Raw genomic sequence first — 21383 nt, 5'->3', positions numbered from 1 at the left:
GGTCCGTCGAGACCCCGGCGCGCGGGCGGCGGGTGTCAGGCGGCGGGCTGCAGCTCGGTGAGCGGCACCTGCGGGCGGGCGTCGGTCACTGCGGTGGGGGCGATCGTGTCCGCCGCGTAGTAGAAGACGGGGGCGAAGGCGACGGGGGCGTACCAGGCGTCCTCGATGATCTCCCGGTTGATGTCCTCGTACAGGGAGACCGCCTCGTCCTGCGGCATGGAGGTCGCCTCGGCGAGGGTGTCCTGGACCGTCTGCGACGTGACGCCGAGCGGGTTGAAGCTCGCGTCGGGCCCGAAGAGGCCGTCGTACTCCATCGGCATGGGCTGCGAGCCGTATCCGATCCCCGCGGCCGGGAAGGTCCCGCTCGTCATGGCCTCGAAGTAGTCGGGGCCGGGGCGCGTGTCGAGCTCGAGCGTGATGCCGACCTCCTCGAGCTGCCCCGCGTAGATCTGCGCGAACTGCGCGGCCGTCGCCGTCGTCGACGCGATGACGGGCAGCGTGAACCCGTCGGGGTACCCGGCCTCCGTGAGGAGCTCGCGGGCCAGATCCGGGTCGTACGACCAGTACCCCTCGTGATCCTCGAGGTACCCGGGCTCCGAGGGGACGATGGTCTGCTCGGTCGCGAATCCGTAGTCGCCGAGGAGCGCCTCGGCGATGCCCTCGCGGTCGAGCGCGTGGTTGATGGCCTGGCGCACGCGCAGGTCCTGGAGCGGCGAGTCGAGCGCGCCGTCGCGGTCGAGCAGGCTCAGGCCGTAGACGATCGTCGGCGCGTAGAGCACCTGGACGCCGTCGGCCTCGGCCGAGTCGGCCGTCGACAGGTCGCCGACCATGTAGTCGATCTCGCCCGTGCGCAGCGCGTTGAGGCGCTGGTCGGGGTTGTCCATGACCGTGATGACGATCTCGTCCCAGCTCTGCCGGTCGGGGTCCCCGTAGTCGTCGCGGGCCGTGTAGGTGTAGGTCGAGCCGGCCGTCGTGTTCGCCGCGTCGAGCTCGTAGGGGCCGGCGCCCGCGGTCTGGGTCGCGAGCGAATCGGGGTCGTCGGCGAGCACGTCGGGCGACGCCATCATGCCCGAGACCCAGGTCTGGGTGAGGGCCTGCGCGGCGAGCGGGTGGGGCGCGTCCCATTCGATGCGCACCGTCATGTCGTCGACGGCGGTGTAGGTGCCGCCGTTCACGAGGCCCGCGACGTTGCTGTTCCCCTCGTCGAGGTGCTCGAGGTTCGCGACGACGGCGTCGGCGTCGAGCTCGGCGCCGTCGGAGAAGGTGACCCCGTCGCGCACCGTGAGCTCGAAGACGCGGTTCTCGTCGTCGGTGAATCCCCACTCGGTCGCGAGTCCGGGGGAGAGCGTGCCGTCCTCGTCGACGCGGATGAGCGCGTCGTAGGCGGGCTGGGCGAACGGGCTCGTCGACTGCTCCATGTTGGCGGGGTCGAGGCTCGTGGGCGGGGCGGCGAGCGCGATGCGGAGCGTGCCGCCGCCGGATCCGTCGCCCGAGGCGTCCGGATGGTTGGACGACGCGCAGCCAGCGGCGACGATGCCGACGGCCGCGAGCGTCGCGGTGATTGCAAGGGCCCTGTGTGAGCGCAGGCGGGACATATGACCTCCTCGTCGAGTACGACGGCGCGGCTTCGTGCCGTCGTGTCCTGGTGCTGGGCGGCAGTCAAGCACCGCCCGCGCGCCCACTCAAAACATTTCATGTAAAGCGTTTTACAGCGCCGCGGATCCCGTCGCGCGCCGGGATCCGCGGCGCCCTAGGCTGACCCCATGACCCGTGCGCTCCTCATCGTCGACGTCCAGAACGACTTCACCGAGGGCGGCGCGCTCGGCGTCGCCGGAGGAGACGACGTCGCGCGTGGGATCAGCCGGCTCCTCGCGGAGCACGCGGGCGACTACGACGTGATCATCGCGTCGCGCGACTGGCACCACGGCGACGACGACAACGGGGGCCACTTCGCCGCAGAGCCCGACTTCGTCGACTCCTGGCCCGTGCACTGCGTCGGCGGCGCGGAGGGCGCGGACTACGACCCGCTGCTCGACACCTCGGCCGTCACGCATCACGTGAAGAAGGGCCAGGGCGTTCCGTCGTACTCGATGTTCGAGGGCGCGGCCGACGACGGATCCACCGTCTCCCAGATCCTCGCCGCGGCGGGCGTCGACGAGGCCGACGTGGTGGGCATCGCGACCGACCACTGCGTCCGAGCCTCCGCGCTCGACGCCCTGCGCGAGGGCGTCGCCGTCACGGTGCTGACTGACCTCGTCGCGGGCGTCGCACCCGGGCCGAGCGCCGCGGCGCTCGAGGAGATCAGGGCGGCGGGCGGATCCACGCGATGACGGTCCGCCGCCTCGGGATCGCGGATAGCGTGGAAACGCACACTGTTCTGCGACTCGAGGAGATGACATGGCTCGCGTACTGATCATCGGCGGACACGGCAAGGTGGCGCTGCGGCTCGCCCCGATCCTGGTGGAGCGCGGCGACGAGGTCACGAGCGTGATTCGCAACCCGGACCACGCCGACGAGGTCGCCGCGACGGGCGCGACGGCCGTCGTCGCCGACATCGAGGGGCTCGACGTCGACCGCCTCGCCGCGCTCTTCGCGGGAAGCGACGCGATCGTCTGGTCGGCGGGCGCGGGCGGCGGCAGCCCCGAGCGCACCTACGCCGTCGACCTCGACGCCGCGGTCCGCTCGATGGACGCGGCCGAGAAGGCCGGCGTCGCGCGCTACGTCATGGTGTCGTACCTCGGCGCGAGCCTCGACCACGGGGTGCCCGAGGACGACTCGTTCTTCGCCTACGCCGAGTCGAAGGCGCGGGCAGACGAGTACCTGCGCGGCACCGATCTCGACTGGACGATCCTCGGCCCCGGCCCGCTGACGCTCGACGAGCCGACGGGCCTCATCGAGACGGCGGCGCCGGGCGACGGCCGCGTCTCGCGCGGCAACGTCGCGGGCGTCGCGGCGGCGGTCCTCGCCGACGACTCGACGATCGGGCGCACGATCGTGTTCGGCGACGGCGCGACGCCGATCGCCGACGCCGTCGCGCAGCGCTGATTCCGCGCGCCGGGGCGTCCGCCGTCCCGGCGCGGGATCCGGGACGTCCAGCCGATTCTTATTTAACAGTTGTAAATTACAGCGCATGGCTGAGAACGAGGATCCCCGCGCCGCGCGATCGCGCGCGGCGCTCATCGCCGCGACGATCGACCTGATCGACGAGCGCGACGGCGCCGTCTCGGTGACGGACGTCGTCAGCGCCGCCGGGGTCAGCCGACCGACGCTCTACCAGCACTTCGGCGACCTGCCCGCCCTCGTGCGCGCCGCGACGCTCGAGCGGGTCGAGGCGACCTTCGCCCGCGCCGGCACCGAGCTCGACGAGGCGGTCCCGCGGGCCGAGTTCGCGCGCGAGATGATGCACAGGGTCGTCGCGGGCCTCGACCAGCACGCGACCTTCTACCGCCGCGTGCTGCGGGGCGCGGGCGGCATCGCCTTCGCGACCGACGTGACCGACTACGTCACGCACAGGATCCTCGACCGATCGCCCATGGGCACCGCGATCCGCGATCGCCCGGGCCCCGCGACGCCGCAGGACCGCGCCGAGTTCCTCGCGGCCGGCGCAGCGTGGCATGTCATCCGCTGGATCTCGGCGGAGGATCGGACCGAATCGGCCGACACCGTCGCCGAGAAGCTCGCCGTGCTGCTGCTCGAGGCGGCCGGAACCGAAACGCTCACCGCGACTCAGCTGGAGACCGCCGCATGAAGAGCATCGTCCGCGCGGTGAAGGGGCTCGAGATCAAGCCCTTCACCCTCGTCGTCATCGCCGCCCTCTCGATCGTCCCGCTCATCTACGCGGGAGCGCTCGTGTGGTCGAACGAGGATCCGACCCACCGCCTCGACACCATCACGGCAGCGATCGTGAACGAGGACGAGGGCGGGACCGCGAGCGACAAGACGGTCAACCTCGGCGACGAGCTCGTCGACACCCTCACGGAGTCCGACTCCGACACGAACTTCTCGTGGGTCGAGATGAGCGCGTCCGAGGCGAAGTCGGGCCTCGATGACGGGAGCCTCCTCGTCTCCCTCGAGATCCCGAAGTCGTTCTCCGCCGACGCCGTGTCGGCGGCGGGCGACGACCCGTCGAAGGCCACGTCGGCGACGCTCACGATCACGACGAACGACGCAGCGAACCAGATCATCGGCAACATGGCGTCGACGGTCGGCACGGCGGTCTCGGACGCCCTGGCGAGCAAGGTCTCGGACGAGTACCTGCAGAACATCTACGCGGGGTTCACGACGATCCACGGCTCGATGGCCGACGCGGCCGACGGGGCGGGCGAGCTCGAGGACGGCGCCGACCAGGCGCACGACGGCTCGGGCGAGCTCGTCGTCGGCCTCACGCAGCTCGAGAGCGGATCCTCGACTCTCGCGTCGGGCGCCCAGCAGCTCGCCGACGGCGCCGCGACCCTCTCGTCGGGCGCGCAGAGCCTCGACTCCGGCATCGCCGACGCCGCGACGGGGTCGCAGACCCTCGCCTCGGGCGCGGCCTCGGCAGCGACGGGCGCGCAGAGCCTCGCCGACGGCCTCGCGACGATGAAGGACCAGACGGCGGATCTGCCCGCGCAGACGCAGAAGCTCGCCGACGGCGCCGAGCAGGTCTCGGACGCGACGGGCCAGCTGAGCGACGCCGCGACGGGCGTCGCCGACGCGGCGCATGAGTTCGTCGACGGCATGACGCCGATCGTCGACGGTGCGCAGAAGGCGCTCGACGACGCGCAGAGCGTGCTCGACGGCGCGGGGGACCTCGCGAGCTCGATCCCGGACCTCGGGACGGGTGCGACGAGCGTCTCGGACGGACTCGCGGACCTCGCGAGCGGGTACGACTCGATGACCGACGAGGAGCGCAAGTCGCTCATCGACCAGCTCGCGCAGAGCGCCTCGAGCGTCTCCGACGCGACGACCGCGGCGGGGGACAGCGCGGCCCAGCTGCGGCAGGACGCGGCCGACCTCGTCGGATCGTCCGACAGCGGCACGGGGCTCACCTCGCTGCGCGACATCGCGAAGGAGCTCGGCGATGAGGTCACGGGCCTCGCCGACAAGGCGGCGGCGGGTGCGAAGCAGCTCTCCGACGGTGCGACAGCCGTGTCGGACGGCGCCGCGACGCTCGCGAGCAAGTCCGGCGAGCTCGCCGACGGCATCGCGACGGCGTCCGACGGGGCGACGGCCCTCGCGTCGGGTACGCAGCAGGTGTCGGACGGCGCGGCGTCGCTCGCGACGGGCCTCGGAACCGCGAAGACCGGCGCCGACAGCCTCGCGAGCGGATCCGCGACCCTCGCGTCGTCCGCCCAGCAGCTCGCCGACGGCGCGAATACGCTGAGCGACGGCACGACGACCGCGACCGACGGCGCGCAGACGCTCGATGACGGCCTCGGGACGCTCGCCGACGGATCCGCGACCCTCGCCGACGGCCTCGCGTCGGGAGTCGACGAGGTCCCCTCGTACACCGACTCCGAGGCCCAGACGGCCGCGTCCGCCGCGTCGAAGCCCGTCACGATCGACGCGCAGCGCCTCAACGAGGTGCCCGCGTACGGGTACGGCCTCGCGCCCTACTTCCTGTCGCTCGCCCTGTGGGTCGGGGCGCTCGCGTTCTACCTCATGATGCCGCCGCTGCGGGAGCGCCTGCTGCGCTCGCGCATGCCCGGCTGGCTCGCGGGCCTCGCGAGCTTCGTGCCCGGCGCGATCATGGCCGTCGTGCAGGGCCTCCTGATGATCGCCGTCGTGCACCTCGGCCTCGGCATCGAGGTCTCGAACCTCCCGGGCCTCGTCGGCATGCTGCTCCTCACGGGCGTCGCCTTCAATGCGATCAACCAGGCCCTCACGGCTCTCCTCGGGGCGCCGGGACGCTTCATCGCCCTCATCATGATCGTGCTGCAGCTCGCCTCGGCGGGGGCGACCTACCCGATCCAGACGACGCCGGGGGTCTTCCAGACGCTGCACGGGCTGCTGCCGATGACCTACACGGTAGAGGCGATCCGATCCCTCATCGCGGGCGGGTCGATCGGCATCACCCAGGCGGTCGGGGTCCTGAGCGGGTGGCTCATCGCGGCGCTCGCGGCGACGATGCTCGCCGCGACGCTCAAGAGCCGCAAGGAGCGGCAGCGGTTCCCCGCCGAGCTGCAGCTGGCCTGACGCGCGAGAACGGCGCCGGATCCCCGCGGGGATCCGGCGCCGTTCTCGTCGTGCGCGTCAGCTCTCGAGGTCTGCGAAGCCCTCGAGCGGCCAGCCGGCGCCGACGAGGCGCACGGCGACGCGGGTGATGTCCTCGTCGCTCGGGTGCTCGAGCACGCGGCGGCGGGTGGCCTCGGCGATGTCGTCCGCCGTGAACGGCGCGTTGTCGCTCGCGATGAGCTCGCGCGTCACGGAGTCGACCTCGCTGTCGGTGAGCTTGCGGTGCAGCACCTCGAGGAGCGGCACGTAGTCCTGCGCGGGCACGCCGTCGGCGTATCCCTGCCGCAGCCACGCGACGACCGCCGCGATGCCGGAGGGAGCGGCGGCGCCGTCCTGCTCGTCGCCGAAGGGCGCCTGATCGGTGGAGGTCATGTCGGTTCCTATCCGAAGATCTGCTTGCCGAAGACGATGACCACGACGCCGAAGAGGGCGACGAGGCCGCAGAGGCCGAAGCACACGATGGCGCCGATGCGCCCGGCCGTGGTGGTGGGGACGGGCTCGTCGCCGTTCACGACGTGACCCGCGGGGACGGTCGCGAGCGACCGCATGCCGAGCGCGAAGAGGGCGGGGAGGCCGGCGCCGAACAGAAGGCCGACGACGACGACCTGCCAGAGCGAGTTCAGCATCCCGAGGAGATCGATGTCCATCAGGCGGCGACCTTTCCGTTGTCCGCGGCGGCGGGCTCGAGGCCGCCGTCCCACTCTTCGTTGACGTTGTCGGGGTTGATGGGCTTCGCGTTCGCGCGCAGCCACATGAACAGCGCGAGGCCGACGAGGATCGCGAAGACCACGAGCACGCCGACGATGCCGCCGAGGGCGTGGGCGATCGCCCAGCAGATGCCGCCGACGATCGCGGCGGCCGGGAGGGTGATGACCCACGCGGCGGCCATGCGGCCCGCGACGCCCCAGCGGACCTCGGCTCCCTTCTTGCCGATGCCGGACCCGAGGATCGATCCGGTCGCGACGTGGGTCGTCGACAGGGGGAGGCCGAGGTGGCTCGAGGTGAGGATGATCGCGGCGCTCGACGCCTCGGCCGCGAGGCCCTGGGGCGACGAGATCTCGACGAGGCCCTTGCCGAGCGTGCGGATCACGCGCCACCCGCCGAGGTAGGTGCCCAGCGCGATCGCGAGCGCGCAGGCGACCTTGACCCAGAAGGGGATGTCGTCCTCCTCCGTGACTGAGCCGTACGCGACGAGGGCGAGGAAGATCACGCCCATCGTCTTCTGCGCGTCGTTCGTGCCGTGCGCGAGCGAGACGAGCGAGGCGGTGCCGATCTGGCCCCACCGGAAGCCCTTCTCCTCGATGCGCTGCGGCACGCGCCGCGTGATGCGGTAGATCGCCCAGGTGCCGATCGCGGCGACGAGCGCGGCGACGACGGGGGAGAGGAGCGCGGGGAGGACCACCTTGCCGATGATCGAGCCCCAGAGGACGCCGTTGACGCCCGAGGTGATGCCCCAGACGAGGCCCGCCCCGATGAGCCCGCCGAAGAGCGCGTGGCTCGACGACGAGGGCAGGCCGAGGAGCCAGGTCAGGAGGTTCCAGATGATGCCGCCGACGAGGCCGGCGAAGACGATGAGCATGAGCTGCTCGCCCTGCGCGTGGCTGAGATCGACGACGTCGCCGCCGACCGTCTTGGCGACCTCGATCGAGAGGAACGCACCCACGAGATTCAGGACGGCGGAGAGCGCGACCGCGACGCGCGGCTTGAGCGCGCCCGTGGCGATCGACGTGGCCATGGCGTTGCCGGTGTCATGGAACCCGTTCGTGAAATCGAAGGCCAGAGCGGTCGCGACCACGATCAAGAGGACGATCAGTTCTTCCACGTACACCGATTGTCCTCTCTCGCGCGTGGATGTATCACGAGAATGAGCGGATGACCGGCACAGTTCAGCTGTCGTTAACCTGCGGAGCCCCGACGTGGGTCGACACGTGTCGGAAACAGGGCGACGGTTAGAATTGAAGGCTGCACGACGGGAGCACCACACATGACCTACATCGGCGTCTTCGACCTCTTCACGATCGGGCTCGGTCCCTCGAGCTCGCACACGGTCGGACCCATGCGCGCCGCCGCCGACTTCGTCGCGCGGCTGGGCGCGGACCCCGCGGCGATCGAGGTCGACCTCTACGGATCCCTCGCTGCGACGGGCCGCGGGCACGGCACCCTCACGGCGGTCCTTGTGGGGCTCGAGGGACGGACCCCCGACGCGATCCGCGCCGACGAGGTCGCCGACCGCGCGGCCCGCATCGAGCGCGACGGCACCGTCCTCGTCGGCGACCGCGTTCCGGTCGCGTTCCGCGAGGCAGACATCCGCCTGCGCCCCCTCACGGTTCTCGAGCGGCACACGAACGGCATGCGCTTCGCCGCGCGCCGCTCCGACGGATCCGCGATCGACGAGGCCCGCTACTTCTCGGTCGGGGGCGGGTTCATCGTGCGCGAGGGCGAGGAGCTCGCCGTCGACGCGACGCCCGTTCCCCACCCCTTCTCCTCGGCAGACGAGCTGCTCGCGATCTGCGACGCGCAGGGGGCCGGGATCGCCGAGGTCGCGCTGCGCAACGAGGTCGCGCGCCGACCCGTGGCCGAAGTGCGGGCAGGGATCCTCGCGATCCGCGATGCGATCGCCGAGTGCGTCGACGCGGGGACGCGGCACGGGGGAGTGCTCCCGGGCGGGCTCGGCGTGCGCCGCCGCGCCCCCGAGTGGAGCGAGCGGCTGCGCGCGGAGGATCCGGACCGCAGCCTCGGCTACGCGCAGGAGTGGACGAACCTCGTCGCCCTCGCCGTCAACGAGGAGAACGCCGCGGGCGGCCGCGTCGTCACGGCCCCCACCAACGGCGCGGCCGGGATCATCCCCGCCGTCCTCGACTACGCGCTGCACTACGCCCCGGGCGCCGCGGATCGCGACCCCGACGACGTCGCCGTCGAGTTCCTCCTCACGGCATCCGCGATCGGCGCGCTCTACAAGACGCGCGCCTCGATCTCGGGCGCCGAGGTCGGCTGCCAGGGCGAGGTCGGATCCGCGTCGTCGATGGCGGCGGGCGCGCTCGCCGCGGTGCTCGGCGGCACGCCGCGCCAGGTCGAGAACGCCGCCGAGATCGCGATGGAGCACAACCTCGGCCTCACCTGCGATCCCATCGGCGGGCTCGTGCAGATCCCGTGCATCGAGCGCAACGCGGTCGCGGCGGGCAAGGCCGTCAACGCCGCGAAGATGGCGATGTGGGGCGACGGAACGCACCGGGTGTCGCTCGACCAGGTGATCGAGACGATGCGCCAGACGGGCCTCGACATGAGCGCGAAGTACAAGGAGACGGCGCTCGCGGGCCTCGCCGTCAACGTCGTCGAGTGCTGACGCGGGCGGCATAGGGGCGCGTCACACGCCCGAATCATTTCTCCGACACACTGTTCGACAGGTGAGCAGCAGAAGGAGACCCATGAGCACCGCCGTTTCCGTCCCGACCGACATCGACGCGCTGAAGCGCGAGATCGAGCAGGCGGTGGAGAGCCGCCGCGAGCAGCTCCTCGCCCTGAGTCACGCGATCAACGCCGACCCCGAGCTCAGCTGGGAGGAACACCGCGCGGCCGCCCGCGTCGCCGAGATCATGGCGGCCGAAGGGTTCGCGGTCACGACGGGCGCGTACGGCCTCGACACCGCGATCGAGGCGGTCTACGGCGACGGCGACCTGACGGTCGTCATCTGCGCCGAGTATGACGCGCTGCCCGGCGTCGGCCACGCGTGCGGCCACAACATCATCGCGACGGCGGGCGTCGGAGCGGCGATCGCGCTCAAGCCGGTCGCCGACCGCGCGGGCCTCCGGATCAAGCTGCTCGGCACGCCCGCCGAGGAACACGGCGGCGGCAAGGTCGATCTGCTCCAGGCGGGCGCGTGGGAGGACGCCGACTTCTCGCTCATGGTCCACGGCGCGGCGGGCGTCGACAAGGGTGCGACGGCGTTCGCGTCGACGGCGGTCGACCGCTTCGCCGTGACCTTCACGGGCGTGACCGCCCACGCCGCCGGAGCCCCCGAGCAGGGCATCAACGCCGCCTCGGCTGCCGCGCTGTCGCTCAACGCGATCGGCTTCCTGCGCCAGCACCTGCCGAAGTCGGTCAACCTCAACGCCTTCATCTCGCTCGGCGGCGAGGCGACGAACATCATCCCCGACGAGGCCGTCCTCCAGGTCGAGGTGCGCGCGTACGAGATCGACACGTGGCGCGCCGCGAAGAAGCGCGTGCTCGCGTGCTTCGAGGGATCCGCGATCGCGACGGGCGCGGGCTGGAGCTGGGCCCCGACCGAGCACCCCTACGCCCCCATGGAGCACGACGCGACGCTCGCGCCGCTCTGGGACGCCAACATGGAGCGCGTCGGCCGCGTCCTCGAGCCCGGTGACACGCTCGGCGGCGGATCGACCGATATGGGCAACGTGTCGCAGGTCGTGCCGACGCTGCACGGCATGATCGCGGTCCTCGGATCCGAAGCGGTCCCGCACAACCCCGGCTTCGCGGCGGACGCCGTGACCCCCGCCGGCGACGACGCCGCGCTCGACGGCGCTGCGGTCATCGCCCTCACGGCGCTCGACGCCGCCCTCGTCCCGTCCGTCCGCGCCGAGCTGAAGCGCCGGAAGGCCGAGCGGCCCGCGGGTGCGACCCGCGTCACGCTCGAGGCCTGACCCACCCCGGCCCCGCCCCTTTCCCCCGCAGGAGCACCCATGTCCGTCAACACCGCGGCGACCCGCGTCGCCGACACCGTCCGCTACACCCTGCGCACGCCGCAGCTCTGGATCCTCGCCGGCCTCTTCGTCGTGATCGGCGCGGGCGCGCAGCTCGCGGGCCCCCTCGTGATCCCGCTGGGCATCGCCTCGATCACGATCCTGCCGATGGTGTGGGCGATCCTCGCGGGCGGAACCGTCACGTCGCAGCCGTGGCTGCGCGTCCCCGTCCGGATGCAGCAGGCGGCGAGCGTCATCATGGGCGTCGCGGTCATGGTGCTCTGCGCGCGGCTGTCGTTCACGCTGGGCCCGAACATCCAGGTGCTGTTCCAGGCGGGGCCGGCGCTGCTCCTCCAGGAGCTGGGCCACCTGTTCGGCACGCTGATCCTCGCCCTGCCGATCGCGGTGCTGCTGAAGATGGGGCCCGCGACGATCGGGGCGACGTTCTCGATCGACCGCGAGGGATCCTTCGCGATGGTCAGCGAGCGCTACGGCACGACGTCGCCGCAGTACCGCGGCGTGCTCTCGATGTACGTGTTCGGGACGCTGTTCGGCGCCGTGCTCGTGAGCATCATCGCGTCGCTCGCGACGTCGACGGGCCTCTTCGACCCGCTCGCGCTCGCGATGGGCGCGGGCGTCGGATCGGGATCCATGATGGCCGCGGCCGCGGCGGTCGTGCAGCAGGCGCACCCCGAGCTCGGCGACCAGGTGCTCGCGATGGCGACGGCGTCGAACCTCATCACGGGCATCCTCGGGGTGTACGCGGGCATCTTCATCGCGCTGCCGCTCGCCGACCGCATGTACCGCTGGCTCGCCCGCGGTCGCTTCGCCGTCGCCGACGTCGACCCGACGCCGACGCAGGTCACGAAGATGGACGCCGTCGCGCAGCCGTCCGGCGTCTCGATGTCGAAGTGGACGGCGCTCCTGATCCTCGGGGTCGGCGGCGTCATCATCTCGGCGATCGCGCACGGCGGGTTCGACTGGTCGATCATCGCGGGGTGGCTCGTGCTGGCGGCGCTCTCGATGGCGGGCTTCGGTCTCGCGAAGCTGACCCGAGGCAAGGTGCCGGCGATCGTCTGGGTCATCACGATCGGCGCGCTCTCGACGACGCCCATCTCGCCCGTCGCCGACCTCGTCCAGGCGAGCGTCGCGTCGATCGACTTCCTCGCGGCGTGCACCGTCGTCCTCGCGATCGCGGGCCTCACGCTCGGCAAGGACATCCCGCTCCTCAAGAGCATCGGGTGGAAGATCATCCCCGTCGGCATCGTCGCGATCGCCGCGACGTACCTCGTGTCCGTCGTCATCGCCGAGTTCGCGCTGGGGCTCTGGAGCTAGGACGTGTTGCTGAATGGGTGGCTCGCAACCATCGGTCGCGCTTGAGGCGTGTCGCGCGACGAGATCTCCGATGAGACGTCGGCTGTGATCGGACCGCTGTTCCCGCCTGCGAAGACGCGAGGGCGTCCGTTGGCGGATCGTTGGGTCGCGGTTGAAGCGGTTCGAATTACAGCAAGACCAGCACTGAACCGACTAATCATGCGATCGCGCGCGGGCTCACGACGAAGACGCACCTCGCCCGCGATGGCAAGGGCAGGCCGCTCGGCTTCGTCGCCACCGCCGGACGTCCCCGTTCCCGGCCAGATCGGTTGCGTGCGGACTAGGGCTACTCTTCGAGAGCGAATCGGGTGTGGCTGCGGGCATGGGACGTGAAGACGACGATCCCAGAACGGACGATCAGCTTGCTCAGCGTCGGAAACAACCCGGACGTCTCACTGTGTTCGACGCGGACGACGACAAGGGCCGACAAGACCGCACGCAGGTACCACGCAACGCTCTGTCTCGCAGCGACACTGCCCGTCCGCCGGAAGCCCCCGCCCCCTTCCAGGCCGATGACGCGCTCGACCTACTACACCCTCAACGGCGAAGAGCCCCTTAGGCTCATCGTGTTTGAGGGTGTGGCGCCCGCCTGACGAGTCGGCGGCGTGGCGGTCGCGGAGACGAGGTCGAGGCCTTCCGATGATGGAAGTTCCTACGCTCGCCATCCGAAAGACCTCGACGTGTCCCACGGTACCTTCGCCACCCCCGATCTCTCTGCGTTCTGCCTCCTCGACGACCACGGCCTCACCGTCACCGGTCAGGAGATCTCGCCGGATAAAGCGGTGCTGGAGTGCCGTGTCACCGACCGCGACCCGTTCTGTCGCGGCTGCGGTGCTGAGGGCATAGCCCGAGGAACGCAGGCACGCCGTCTCGCGCATGTCCCGCTGGGTTGGCGGCCGACGACGCTCCTGGTCCGCGTCCGCCGCTTCGCCTGTTCCTCGTGCGGGACGATCTGGCGCGAGGACACCACGGCAGCTGCTGAGCCGCGCGGGAAGCTCACCCGCGCCGCTGTTCGGTGGGCGCTCGAGGCGGTCGTCTGCCAGCACCTACCGGTCGCCAGGGTCGCGGAGTCTCTCGACGTGTCCTGGCATGCCGCCAACGACGCGATCCTCGCCGAAGGGCGGCGCGTCCTGATCGACGATCCCGCCCGGTTCGACGGGGTGACCACGATCGGTGTCGACGAGCACGTCTGGCGCCACACGCGCCTCGGCGACAAGTACGTGACCGTGATCATCGACCTCACCCCGGCCCGCGAGAAGACCGGCCCCGCCCGACTGCTCGACATGATCCCGGGCCGGTCGAAACACGCCTTCAAGACCTGGCTCTCCGGACGCCCCGAGGCCTGGCGCGACGGGATCGACATCGTCGCGATGGACGGGGTCCGCCGGCTACAAGACCGCCGCCGGCGAAGAGATCCCCGACGCTGTCGCGGTGATGGACCCATTCCATGTCGTCGCCCTGGTCGGCGACGCCCTCGACAAGACCCGCCAGCGTGTTCAGCAGGAGACTCTCGGGCATCGAGGCCGGAAGGGTGATCCGCTTGACGGTTGCCGGCGCCTGCTCAGGACGGGGCTCGGCCTGTTGACGCAGCATCAGCTCGCGAAGCTCGAGGACGTATTCGATCAGCACCCCGACCACCTCGCCGTCGAGATCGCCTAGGACATCTACCAGCGCGCCGTCGCCGCCTACCGACACAAGGATCCGGCGCGCGGGAAGAAGATCCTCGAGGCCATGATCGCGGGGCTCACCAGCGGCGTTCCGAAGGATCTGCCCGAGCTGATCAGCCTCGGCCGCACGATCACGCGCCGTGCCGCCGACGTCCTCGCGTTCTTCGACCACCCCGGCACGTCCAACGGCCCGTCCGAGGCGATCAACGGTCGCCTTGAGCACCTCCGCGGCAGCGCGCTGGGCTTCCGGAACCTGACCCACTACATCGCCCGGTCGCTACTCGAGACCGGCGGCTTCAGACCCCTGCTACACCCTCAAACACGATGAGCCGGGAATCGCCCTACGCGACCACGTTCACAATGCCCGTCGCGACGAGCGTCAGGAGCGTCGTCCAGAGCACGATCGCGGTGCCCTGCCAGGCGAGGATCCGGCCGCGGGAGACGCCCGAGCCGGCGAGGAACGCGGCGGTCAGCTGGGTCGGCACGATGATCGGGCCGAGCAGGCTGACGCCGGGGACGCCGTAGCGGACGAGGGCCCTCTGCAGCTTCTCGCGGCGCGGCGACGACTCCTGCGCGGGGGCGTCTCCCACAGCCGAGGCGCGGCGGCGGGCGACGACCGCCTCGCGTGCGCCCGTCGTGACGAGGACGACCGCGACGACGCAGATCAGGTTCCCGGCGATCGCCGCGACGGCGGCGACGATGGGGTGGATCCCGCCGATGATCCCGATCGCCACCGCGCCCTCGCCCTCGATGTAGGGGATGGCCGCGGCGAGCGCGACGATGAGCGGTTGCACGAGCTCGGGGACCTGCGCGACGAGGTTCTGGAACGTGTCGATGAGGTTCATGGGGTGCCTCCTGGAGGGGATCCCCGGCGGCTCTCGTCGGGGAGTTCCTCCAGCCAACAGGGAGGGCGGAGAGCGGAGAAGTGCGCCCCTGTCACCCGCGCCCGGGCCTTTCGCCCGGCCCTCCCATGACATGTGTCACGCCCCTAGGGTTGTAGCTATGACGACGCCTCTCGGGGCCAGGCGGCTGACGCGAGGCATTGCGGTCACCTGGTGGTACACGCTCTCCGGCGTGCTCGCGATGGAGGCCGTCGCCGCGTTCATCTGGACGGTCTCGCCCCTCGGGACCCGCGTGCCGGGCGAGAGGGTCCTGCTCGTCGCCGTCGGATCCGTCGCGTGGTTCGCCTCGACGGTGCCGCTCCTCTGGGCGTACCGCATGCGCGACGAGGCCGAGTGGTCGCACGGGTGGCGGCGGGCCGGCATCGCGCTCGCGGCGTCGCTCGCCTTCGGCCTGCTCGCGTGGTGGGCCGTCGGGTCCTGGATCCTTCTCGCGGCGCCCGTCGCGCAGACCCTCGTGCTGCTGAACTGGCCGCAGGGGACGCGGCTGCGGGTCTCGATCGGCGCGACGCTCCTCGTCGCGGCGGCGTGGGCCGTCGACGCCCGCGTGACGTTCCCCGCCGACGGCGGCTGGGCGGTCGCGAACGGCGGCTGGACGTCCGGGTTCATCTCGGTCGTCCTCCCCGCGGCGTCGGTCCTCTCGCTCTGGTGGTGGGACGTCGTCCGGACGCTCGACGCCGCGCGCGCCGCCGACGCCCGGCTCGGCGCGACGCAGGAGCGGCTGCGCGTCGCGAACGACGTCCACGACCTGCAGGGGCATCACCTGCAGGTCATCGCCCTGCAGCTCGAGCTCGCCGAGCGGCTCATGCCCCGCGACCCCGGCGCGGCGCTCGACCAGCTGCGCCTCGCGCGCGCGAGCGTCGAGGAGGCGAGGCAGGGCACCCGCGACCTCGCGATGCGGTTCCGCGGCGTGCCCGTGGCCGATGAGATCGCCAACGCCGTCGACCTCCTGCGGGCGGCGGGGACGTCGGCCGAGGCCGAGGTGGATCCGGGCGCGTCCTCGGCGCCGTCGGGGGTCCTGGGCCCCGTCATCCGCGAGACGACGACGAACGTGCTGCGGCACGGCGGCGGCAGGTGGGCGCGGCTCTCGCTCGCGCGCGTGCCTGAGGGGTGGAGGTACGAGATCGCCAACGACGCGGGCGCGCCGGGGGAGGGCGGCGGATCCGGCCTCGCCGGGATCGAGCGGCGCGTCGCCGAGGCCGGAGGGGCCGCCGAGATCCGGCGCGGCGCTCGCGACTTCGCCGTCGTCGCGATCGTCCCCGAGGAGGTCCCCGCATGATCCGCGTCCTGATCGCCGACGACGAGGCGATGATCCGGTCGGCGCTCGCCGCGCTCCTGCGGCTCGAGGACGACATCGAGGTCGTCGCCGAGTGCGCGGACGGCTCCGAGGCCGTCGCGGAGGCGACGCGCCTCGTGCCCGACGTGTGCCTGCTCGACCTCGAGATGCCGGGCCTCGACGGCGTCGAGGTGGCCGAGCGCCTCGCCCGCACCGTCGCGACCCGGTGCGTCGTCGTGACCCGCCACGCGCGGCCCGGCGTGCTGCGGCGGGCGCTCGCGAGCGGCGTCTCGGGGTTCCTCCCCAAGTCGCGCGGCGCCGACGAGGTCGCGCGCGTGATCCGGCGCGTGAGCGAGGGTGCGCGGTACGTGGATCCCGAGGTCGCCGCCGACGCCCTGAGCGACGAGCGCAGCCCGCTCACGCCCCGCGAGCTCGACGTCCTGCGGGTGGGGCGCCGCGGCGAGACGACGGGCCAGATCGCCCGCGCCCTGTCGCTCGCCCCCGGCACGGTGCGCAACCACGTCTCGGCCGTCCTCGCCAAGCTCCACGTCAGGACCCGCCAGCAGGCCGTGCGGCTCGCCGAGGAGCGCGGCTGGATCTGAGCCGCCGCAGCGCGGAGTGACAGGTCATGGCGGTGCCTCCCTCGCCGGGCGGGCGCCGCGTAGCGTGAGGCGCATGGGAGACATCCGGCGCGAGGTGCGCGAGTTCCTGAGCACGCGGAGGGCGCGCATCACGCCCGAGCAGGCGGGCCTGCCCGCGTACGGCGGCAACAGGCGCGTGCCGGGGCTGCGGCGCGAGGAGGTCGCGATGCTCGCGGGGGTCTCGGTCGACTACTACGTGCGCCTCGAGCGCGGGAACCTCGCGGGCGCCTCCGACAGCGTGCTCGACGCGCTCGCGACGTCGCTCCAGTTCGACGACGCCGAGCGCGAGCACCTCTTCGACCTCGCGCGCGCGTCGGGCCCGGCGCGGCGCCGGGCGAAGCCGACCTCGACGACGGTCCGGCCCGCGGTGCAGCAGGTCCTCGACGCGATCGACACCCCCGCGTGGGTGCGCAACGGGCGCTTCGACATCATCGCCATGAACCGCATGGGCCGCGCCCTCTACGCCCCGCTGCTCGCCGACCCGCGGCGCCCCGTCAACACCGCGCGCTTCGCGTACCTCGACCCGGCGGCGCGCGACTTCTTCCGCGATCACGAGCAGGTGCTCGACGACTCGGCGTCCTTCCTGCGCATGGAGGCGGGCCGCACGCCGCACGATCCCGACCTGATCCAGCTGATCGGCGAGCTCTCGACGCGCAGCGAGGAGTTCCGGGCGAGGTGGGCGTCGCAGAACGTCAAGATGCACCGCAACGGCCGCAAGCGCCTGCGCCACCCCGTCGTGGGCGACCTCGACCTCGACTACGAGGCGATGGAGCTGCCGACGGAGCCCGGCTTCCGCCTCAACGTCTACACGGCGCCTGCCGGATCCCCGTCGGCCGACGGCCTCGCGATGCTCGCGTCGTGGGCGGCCACCGAGGAGACGGTGCAGGCCGTCTGACGCCGCGGGGGAGGGCGGCGTTCCCGGTAATCGCAGTACCTGTCGCGCGCGGGCTTCTCGGCCCAGGCTGGAAGGACATCCGATGGAAGGAACACCCATGAGCAACTGGACGACGGCGGAGCTCGACGAGCTCGACGACGCGTACGAGATCCGCGTGGCGGGGAGCCGCAGGGACGGATCCCTCCGCAGCTTCCGCATCATCTGGCACGTGGTCGTCGACGGCGCCCTCTACGCGCGCTCGGTCAACGGCCCCGACGCCGGCTGGTACGTCGGCGTGCAGCGCCAGATGACGGGCGCGATCCAGTGGGGCGGCAGCCAGCGCGACGTCGTCTACGTCGACGACCCGTCGCACGACGACGCCGTCGACGAGGCGTACCGCGCGAAGTACGGCAACGGATCCCCGACGAAGGCCCTCAACCGCGAGCCCGCGCGCGGCACGACGCTGCGCATCGACGCGAAGTAGTCCCTCCGAGGTCGAACCGGCCCCGCCGCGGTGGCGTCCGCGGCGGGCGGTCGTCGTCCCGCGACGCGTGCGTTACAGTGTTACGCGTGAGCGACAATGAGAGTAACGGCGTTACGGAATCGGGTGACACGCTGCGGCGCTGGCTCGGCACGCTGCAGGCGCGCGCGGCCGGTCTGCCGCAGAGCGAGGCGCGCGTCGCCGAGCTGCTGCTGACCGACCCGCTGTTCGTCGGCACGGCGTCGACGTCGCAGGTGGCCGCCCGCGCCGGCGTCTCGGCGCCGAGCGTCGTCCGCGCGGCGCGCGCCCTCGGCTTCGCGGGGTTCGCCGAGCTCAAGCTCGAGATCGCCCGGGCCAGGGGATCCGCCGAGTTCTTCGCCCCGCCGCCCGCCCTCACGGGGGACGACTCGGCCCGCGCGATCCTCGAGGCGTCGATCCGCACGGGCGTCGACGCCCTGACGGCGCTCGGCGGCGCGCTGGATCCGGCCGCCCTCGAGAGCGCCGTCGACGCCGTGCGCGCTGCCCGCCAGGTGCTCGTTTCCGGTGCCGCCGCGTCGGCGTCGGTCGCCGCCGACGCGGCGTTCCGCATGCGGGCCCTGGGCGTGCCGACCGTCGCGATCCCCGACCACACGTCGGCGATGATCGCGGCGCGGCTCCTCGGGCCGGGGGACGTGCTCCTCGCCGTCAGCTCGACGGGGCGCACCGCCGCGACCGTCGACGTCGCCGACGCCGCCTCGGGCGCCGGGGCCGCCGTGATCGCGGTCACGAACCAGCACGGAACGCCGCTGGCCGACGCCGCCGACATCGCGCTCGTCGTCGGCGGGGTCCCGCTGACGGGCCAGATGGCGGCGGCGGGCAGCCGCCTCGCCCAGCTCGTCGTCGTCGACGCGATCGTCGCGGCGCTCGCCCTGCGCGACCCGGAGCGGGTCCGCCGCTCGGAGCGCGCGGGCATCGACCTCCCCGACATCTCCTGATGGATCCGGCCTCCGTCGCGATCGTGCTCGTCGCGGCCGTCGTGCACGCCGCGTGGAACCTCGCGTCCAAGTACAAGCGCGGCGACACCGTGCTCTTCGTCGCGGGCTACACGACCGTGGCCGCGGCCGTGTTCCTGCCGCTCGCCGTCGCCGCCGCGGTGTCGGGGGCGCAGCCCGTCACGTGGCCGCTCGTCGCGGCCGCGATCGTGTCGGCGCTGCTGCACGTCGCGTACTCGCTGACGCTCCAGGCCGGGTACGACCGCGCCGACCTCGGCGTCGTCTATCCGATCGCGCGCGGATCCGGCCCGATCGTCACGATGCTCGTCGCGATCCCGCTGCTCGGGGAGCGGCCGTCAGCGCTCGGGATCGTCGGCGCGGTCACGGTGCTCGCGGGGATCCTCGTCGTCATGGGCAACCCCTTCCGCGCGGGGGCGTCGCACCCGCTTCGCGGCGTCGCGTGGGGCGCGGCGACGGGCGTGACGATCGCGGCGTACACGCTGTGGGACGCGTTCGCGGTCGGCTCGCTCGGCCTCGCGCCCGTCAGCTACTACGCGGGGACCCTCCTCGCGCAGGTGGTCCTGCTGGCGCCGAGCGTCCTCCGCCGCCGAGCCGGGATCGCCCGGTCGGCACGGCTCGACGGGATCCCGATCCTGGCCGTCGCGGTCCTCTCGCCGCTCGCGTACGTGCTCGTGCTCACCGTGATGCAGACGGCGCCCGTCGCGCTCGTCGCGCCGCTGCGCGAGGCGTCGATCGTCGTGGGCTCGCTCCTCGCGTGGCGCCTCTTCCGCGAGACGGGGATCGCCCGCCGGCTCGCGGGCGCCGCGATCGTGCTCGTGGGGATCGCCGTCGTCGGGCTGTGATGTGATGGCACGGATGCGCGCGAACGGAGAGGGATCCGCGGCGGCCCCCGTCGTGCGCGGGAGAGTCGTCGACGACGAGACACGCTGCGCGCACTACCGCTCGCCGCTCGACGTCGTCGCGATCCGCTTCGCGTGCTGCGGCGACTGGTACCCGTGCCACCTGTGCCACGAGGAGGTGGCCGGTCACCCGATCCGGCCGTGGCCCGAGGGATCCGGAGGCGAGCTCGCGGTGCTCTGCGGGGTGTGCCGCGCCGAGATCGCGATCTCGGCGTACCGCGGGGCCTCTGCGTGCCGCGCCTGCGGGGCCCGGTTCAACCCGGGCTGCGCGCTGCACGACGGCATCTACTTCGGGTTCCCCGCCGGGGCGTAGGCGGGCGGATCCCCCGCGCGCTCAGGCGTCGGCGGCGACGCGGCGGAGGGCGATGACGGGGGTGGTGTTCTCCTCGTACTGCTTGAACCCCGGGCTCATCGCGGTGAACCTCGACCAGGCGGCGGCGCGCTCGTCTCCCGTCAGCTCGACGGCGCGCATCCGGACGACGCCGTCGGGGCTCCGATCGCTACGACGGGTGCGCGAGGAAGGCGTCCACGCGCGCCCTGGCCTCGGCTGACTCCAGATGCGGGCAGTGCCGCTGGCCCGGCACGACGTCTAGGACGGCGTCCGGGATCCGGGCGGCGAGCAGCCGTGCACTCTCGACGGGTGTCACGGGGTCGTCGGATCCGTGGATCACGAGCGTCGGGGAGGAGATGCGGTGCAGCTCGTCCCAGGCGTCGTGGCGACGGCTCGCGTCGAAGTGGGCGCGGCGCGCGCGGATGCCGGCGTCACGGGCGAAGAACCCGGCGACCGCCTCGGGGTGCCGCTCCCGAAACGACTCCGTGAAGAACAGCGGCGCCATCTGCGCGGGGTCACCGGAGGAGAGAACGCGGTTGACATCCGGGTCGCGGGCGGGGCCGAACCGATCGCCGCCCGTGGACCCGGCGAGCACGAGACGGTCGACCCGCTCCGGGCGGTCGATCGCCATCCACTGGGCGACGCGACCGCCCATCGAGTGGCCGTAGACGTCGGCTGAGGCGACCCCCGCCGCATCGAGCACGGCCACGGCGTCTCGCGCGAAGGACCGGGTCGTGAATCGGTCGGCGTCGCCCATCGTGCTCTGGCCGACGCCTCGATGATCGAAGAGCACGACGCGGCGCTCGGCAACGAGGTGCGGGACGAGAGGGAGCCATCCGCGGTGGGTGCTCGCCTGGCCCGCGATGAGGAGCAGGGCGGGGCCCTCGCCGCGAGCGGTCCAGAACAGCTCCGCGCCGTCCTGCGTAATCGCCTGTCCGTGCACCGCTTCGCTCGCCGTCGTTCGTGGGCCCAGAGGGGCTCGAACCCTCGACCCGCGGATTAAAAGTCCGATGCTCTGCCAACTGAGCTATAGGCCCGC

21 protein-coding genes, 1 tRNA gene and 1 pseudogene are annotated in these 21383 nt (G+C 72.3%); 15 read left to right on the top strand and 8 right to left on the bottom strand.

Annotated elements, in window-relative coordinates; translation table 11 throughout:
* Positions 1 to 35: 35 nt before the first annotated feature.
* The gene (locus H576_RS0101150) at positions 36 to 1595 is read right to left on the bottom strand and encodes an ABC transporter substrate-binding protein (RefSeq protein WP_029149391.1); all 1560 of its coding nucleotides are present in this window, start codon (positions 1593 to 1595) and stop codon (positions 36 to 38) included.
* Between the two features lie 168 nt (positions 1596 to 1763).
* On the opposite strand from H576_RS0101150, the gene H576_RS0101145 reads away from it, so the two are divergent.
* The 4 genes from H576_RS0101145 to H576_RS0101125 all read left to right on the top strand — a co-directional run bounded on the left by H576_RS0101145 (position 1764) and on the right by H576_RS0101125 (position 6174).
* On the top strand, positions 1764 to 2330 hold the full coding sequence (locus H576_RS0101145; RefSeq protein WP_029149390.1) for an isochorismatase family protein: 567 nt from the start codon (positions 1764 to 1766) through the stop codon (positions 2328 to 2330).
* Positions 2331 to 2397: 67 nt separating this feature from the next.
* On the top strand, positions 2398 to 3045 hold the full coding sequence (locus tag H576_RS0101135; protein WP_029149389.1) for an SDR family oxidoreductase: 648 nt from the start codon (positions 2398 to 2400) through the stop codon (positions 3043 to 3045).
* Between the two features lie 85 nt (positions 3046 to 3130).
* Positions 3131 to 3748, top strand: coding sequence for a TetR/AcrR family transcriptional regulator (locus H576_RS16015; RefSeq protein WP_029149388.1), 618 nt, complete (start codon positions 3131 to 3133; stop codon positions 3746 to 3748).
* Positions 3745 to 6174, top strand: coding sequence for a YhgE/Pip domain-containing protein (locus H576_RS0101125; protein WP_029149387.1), 2430 nt, complete (start codon positions 3745 to 3747; stop codon positions 6172 to 6174). The genes H576_RS16015 and H576_RS0101125 overlap by 4 nt, the downstream gene beginning before the upstream one ends.
* Before the next feature lie 57 nt (positions 6175 to 6231).
* Here H576_RS0101125 and H576_RS0101120 read toward each other — a convergent pair whose 3' ends face one another.
* The 3 genes from H576_RS0101120 to H576_RS0101110 are packed head-to-tail and all read right to left on the bottom strand — an operon-like array spanning position 6232 to position 8035.
* Positions 6232 to 6585 carry a DUF3349 domain-containing protein gene (locus H576_RS0101120; protein ID WP_051171986.1) on the bottom strand — a complete coding sequence of 118 codons (354 nt, stop codon included), beginning with the start codon at positions 6583 to 6585 and terminating at the stop codon, positions 6232 to 6234.
* 8 nt (positions 6586 to 6593) lie between these two features.
* Positions 6594 to 6860, bottom strand: a complete 267-nt coding sequence (locus tag H576_RS0101115) for a hypothetical protein (RefSeq protein WP_029149385.1) — start codon at positions 6858 to 6860, stop codon at positions 6594 to 6596.
* A complete protein-coding gene (locus tag H576_RS0101110; protein ID WP_036318581.1) occupies positions 6860 to 8035 on the bottom strand; it encodes an inorganic phosphate transporter in 1176 nt (391 codons plus the stop codon). Before H576_RS0101110 ends, H576_RS0101115 begins: the two co-directional genes overlap by 1 nt.
* A 162-nt stretch (positions 8036 to 8197) precedes the next feature.
* Between H576_RS0101110 and H576_RS0101105 the strand changes: the two genes are divergently transcribed.
* From H576_RS0101105 to H576_RS13865, 4 genes and pseudogenes are all read left to right on the top strand, one after another.
* Positions 8198 to 9556, top strand: coding sequence for an L-serine ammonia-lyase (locus H576_RS0101105; RefSeq protein WP_029149383.1), 1359 nt, complete (start codon positions 8198 to 8200; stop codon positions 9554 to 9556).
* Between the two features lie 82 nt (positions 9557 to 9638).
* Positions 9639 to 10871, top strand: coding sequence for an amidohydrolase (locus H576_RS0101100; RefSeq protein WP_029149382.1), 1233 nt, complete (start codon positions 9639 to 9641; stop codon positions 10869 to 10871).
* A gap of 39 nt (positions 10872 to 10910) precedes the next feature.
* Positions 10911 to 12245, top strand: coding sequence for a DUF3100 domain-containing protein (locus tag H576_RS0101095; protein WP_029149381.1), 1335 nt, complete (start codon positions 10911 to 10913; stop codon positions 12243 to 12245).
* Positions 12246 to 12964: 719 nt separating this feature from the next.
* Positions 12965 to 14279 (top strand): annotated as a pseudogene (locus tag H576_RS13865) (ISL3 family transposase).
* A gap of 13 nt (positions 14280 to 14292) precedes the next feature.
* Here H576_RS13865 and H576_RS0101080 read toward each other — a convergent pair.
* Complete coding sequence (locus tag H576_RS0101080; protein ID WP_029149379.1) at positions 14293 to 14796, bottom strand: hypothetical protein; 504 nt, start codon at positions 14794 to 14796, stop codon at positions 14293 to 14295.
* Between the two features lie 157 nt (positions 14797 to 14953).
* Here H576_RS0101080 and H576_RS13860 point away from each other — a divergent pair, with 157 nt between their 5' ends.
* The 7 genes from H576_RS13860 to H576_RS0101045 all read left to right on the top strand — a co-directional run bounded on the left by H576_RS13860 (position 14954) and on the right by H576_RS0101045 (position 20326).
* Entirely contained in the window at positions 14954 to 16129 is a 1176-nt protein-coding gene (locus H576_RS13860) for a sensor histidine kinase (protein WP_245559089.1), read from the top strand.
* A complete protein-coding gene (locus H576_RS0101070) occupies positions 16126 to 16728 on the top strand; it encodes a response regulator transcription factor (RefSeq protein ID WP_029149378.1) in 603 nt (200 codons plus the stop codon). Before H576_RS13860 ends, H576_RS0101070 begins: the two co-directional genes overlap by 4 nt.
* 73 nt (positions 16729 to 16801) lie before the next feature.
* On the top strand, positions 16802 to 17662 hold the full coding sequence (locus H576_RS0101065; protein WP_029149377.1) for a helix-turn-helix transcriptional regulator: 861 nt from the start codon (positions 16802 to 16804) through the stop codon (positions 17660 to 17662).
* A gap of 97 nt (positions 17663 to 17759) precedes the next feature.
* Entirely contained in the window at positions 17760 to 18125 is a 366-nt protein-coding gene (locus H576_RS0101060; RefSeq protein WP_029149376.1) for a DUF2255 family protein, read from the top strand.
* A gap of 86 nt (positions 18126 to 18211) precedes the next feature.
* Complete coding sequence (locus H576_RS0101055; protein ID WP_029149375.1) at positions 18212 to 19096, top strand: MurR/RpiR family transcriptional regulator; 885 nt, start codon at positions 18212 to 18214, stop codon at positions 19094 to 19096.
* Positions 19096 to 19956: a DMT family transporter gene (locus H576_RS0101050; protein WP_029149374.1), complete on the top strand. Its 861-nt coding sequence runs from the start codon at positions 19096 to 19098 to the stop codon at positions 19954 to 19956. Before H576_RS0101055 ends, H576_RS0101050 begins: the two co-directional genes overlap by 1 nt.
* Positions 19957 to 19969: 13 nt before the next feature.
* Positions 19970 to 20326 carry a CHY zinc finger protein gene (locus H576_RS0101045; RefSeq protein WP_051171984.1) on the top strand — a complete coding sequence of 119 codons (357 nt, stop codon included), beginning with the start codon at positions 19970 to 19972 and terminating at the stop codon, positions 20324 to 20326.
* Positions 20327 to 20347: 21 nt separating this feature from the next.
* Here H576_RS0101045 and H576_RS16535 read toward each other — a convergent pair whose 3' ends face one another.
* The 3 genes from H576_RS16535 to H576_RS0101030 form a co-directional block, all read right to left on the bottom strand.
* Positions 20348 to 20485, bottom strand: a complete 138-nt coding sequence (locus tag H576_RS16535) for a hypothetical protein (protein WP_156888068.1) — start codon at positions 20483 to 20485, stop codon at positions 20348 to 20350.
* A gap of 28 nt (positions 20486 to 20513) precedes the next feature.
* Positions 20514 to 21287 carry an alpha/beta fold hydrolase gene (locus H576_RS0101035; protein WP_029149372.1) on the bottom strand — a complete coding sequence of 258 codons (774 nt, stop codon included), beginning with the start codon at positions 21285 to 21287 and terminating at the stop codon, positions 20514 to 20516.
* Between the two features lie 21 nt (positions 21288 to 21308).
* Positions 21309 to 21381: transfer RNA gene (locus H576_RS0101030), tRNA-Lys, on the bottom strand.
* Positions 21382 to 21383: the final 2 nt, after the last annotated feature.

Origin of the sequence: Microbacterium indicum DSM 19969, from assembly GCF_000422385.1 — a bacterium.
In the GTDB taxonomy this organism is placed as follows: domain Bacteria; phylum Actinomycetota; class Actinomycetes; order Actinomycetales; family Microbacteriaceae; genus Microbacterium; species Microbacterium indicum.
The sequence above is the reverse complement of the archived record's forward strand: the minus strand, read 5'-3'. Positions and strand labels throughout refer to the sequence as shown.

What these genes read in the sequence shown, in the direction of transcription:
- H576_RS13860 (WP_245559089.1), top strand. Translation starts at nt 14,954, where the DNA reads ATGACGACGCCTCTCGGGGCCAGGCGGCTGACGCGAGGCATTGCGGTC.
- H576_RS0101135 (WP_029149389.1), top strand. Translation starts at nt 2,398, where the DNA reads ATGGCTCGCGTACTGATCATCGGCGGACACGGCAAGGTGGCGCTGCGG.
- H576_RS0101045 (WP_051171984.1), top strand. Translation starts at nt 19,970, where the DNA reads ATGCGCGCGAACGGAGAGGGATCCGCGGCGGCCCCCGTCGTGCGCGGG.
- H576_RS0101080 (WP_029149379.1), bottom strand. Translation starts at nt 14,796, where the DNA reads ATGAACCTCATCGACACGTTCCAGAACCTCGTCGCGCAGGTCCCCGAG.
- H576_RS0101060 (WP_029149376.1), top strand. Translation starts at nt 17,760, where the DNA reads ATGAGCAACTGGACGACGGCGGAGCTCGACGAGCTCGACGACGCGTAC.
- H576_RS16535 (WP_156888068.1), bottom strand. Translation starts at nt 20,485, where the DNA reads ATGCGCGCCGTCGAGCTGACGGGAGACGAGCGCGCCGCCGCCTGGTCG.
- H576_RS0101145 (WP_029149390.1), top strand. Translation starts at nt 1,764, where the DNA reads ATGACCCGTGCGCTCCTCATCGTCGACGTCCAGAACGACTTCACCGAG.
- H576_RS0101115 (WP_029149385.1), bottom strand. Translation starts at nt 6,860, where the DNA reads ATGGACATCGATCTCCTCGGGATGCTGAACTCGCTCTGGCAGGTCGTC.
- H576_RS0101065 (WP_029149377.1), top strand. Translation starts at nt 16,802, where the DNA reads ATGGGAGACATCCGGCGCGAGGTGCGCGAGTTCCTGAGCACGCGGAGG.
- H576_RS0101100 (WP_029149382.1), top strand. Translation starts at nt 9,639, where the DNA reads ATGAGCACCGCCGTTTCCGTCCCGACCGACATCGACGCGCTGAAGCGC.
- H576_RS0101050 (WP_029149374.1), top strand. Translation starts at nt 19,096, where the DNA reads ATGGATCCGGCCTCCGTCGCGATCGTGCTCGTCGCGGCCGTCGTGCAC.
- H576_RS0101070 (WP_029149378.1), top strand. Translation starts at nt 16,126, where the DNA reads ATGATCCGCGTCCTGATCGCCGACGACGAGGCGATGATCCGGTCGGCG.
- H576_RS0101120 (WP_051171986.1), bottom strand. Translation starts at nt 6,585, where the DNA reads ATGACCTCCACCGATCAGGCGCCCTTCGGCGACGAGCAGGACGGCGCC.
- H576_RS16015 (WP_029149388.1), top strand. Translation starts at nt 3,131, where the DNA reads ATGGCTGAGAACGAGGATCCCCGCGCCGCGCGATCGCGCGCGGCGCTC.
- H576_RS0101105 (WP_029149383.1), top strand. Translation starts at nt 8,198, where the DNA reads ATGACCTACATCGGCGTCTTCGACCTCTTCACGATCGGGCTCGGTCCC.
- H576_RS0101150 (WP_029149391.1), bottom strand. Translation starts at nt 1,595, where the DNA reads ATGTCCCGCCTGCGCTCACACAGGGCCCTTGCAATCACCGCGACGCTC.
- H576_RS0101095 (WP_029149381.1), top strand. Translation starts at nt 10,911, where the DNA reads ATGTCCGTCAACACCGCGGCGACCCGCGTCGCCGACACCGTCCGCTAC.
- H576_RS0101125 (WP_029149387.1), top strand. Translation starts at nt 3,745, where the DNA reads ATGAAGAGCATCGTCCGCGCGGTGAAGGGGCTCGAGATCAAGCCCTTC.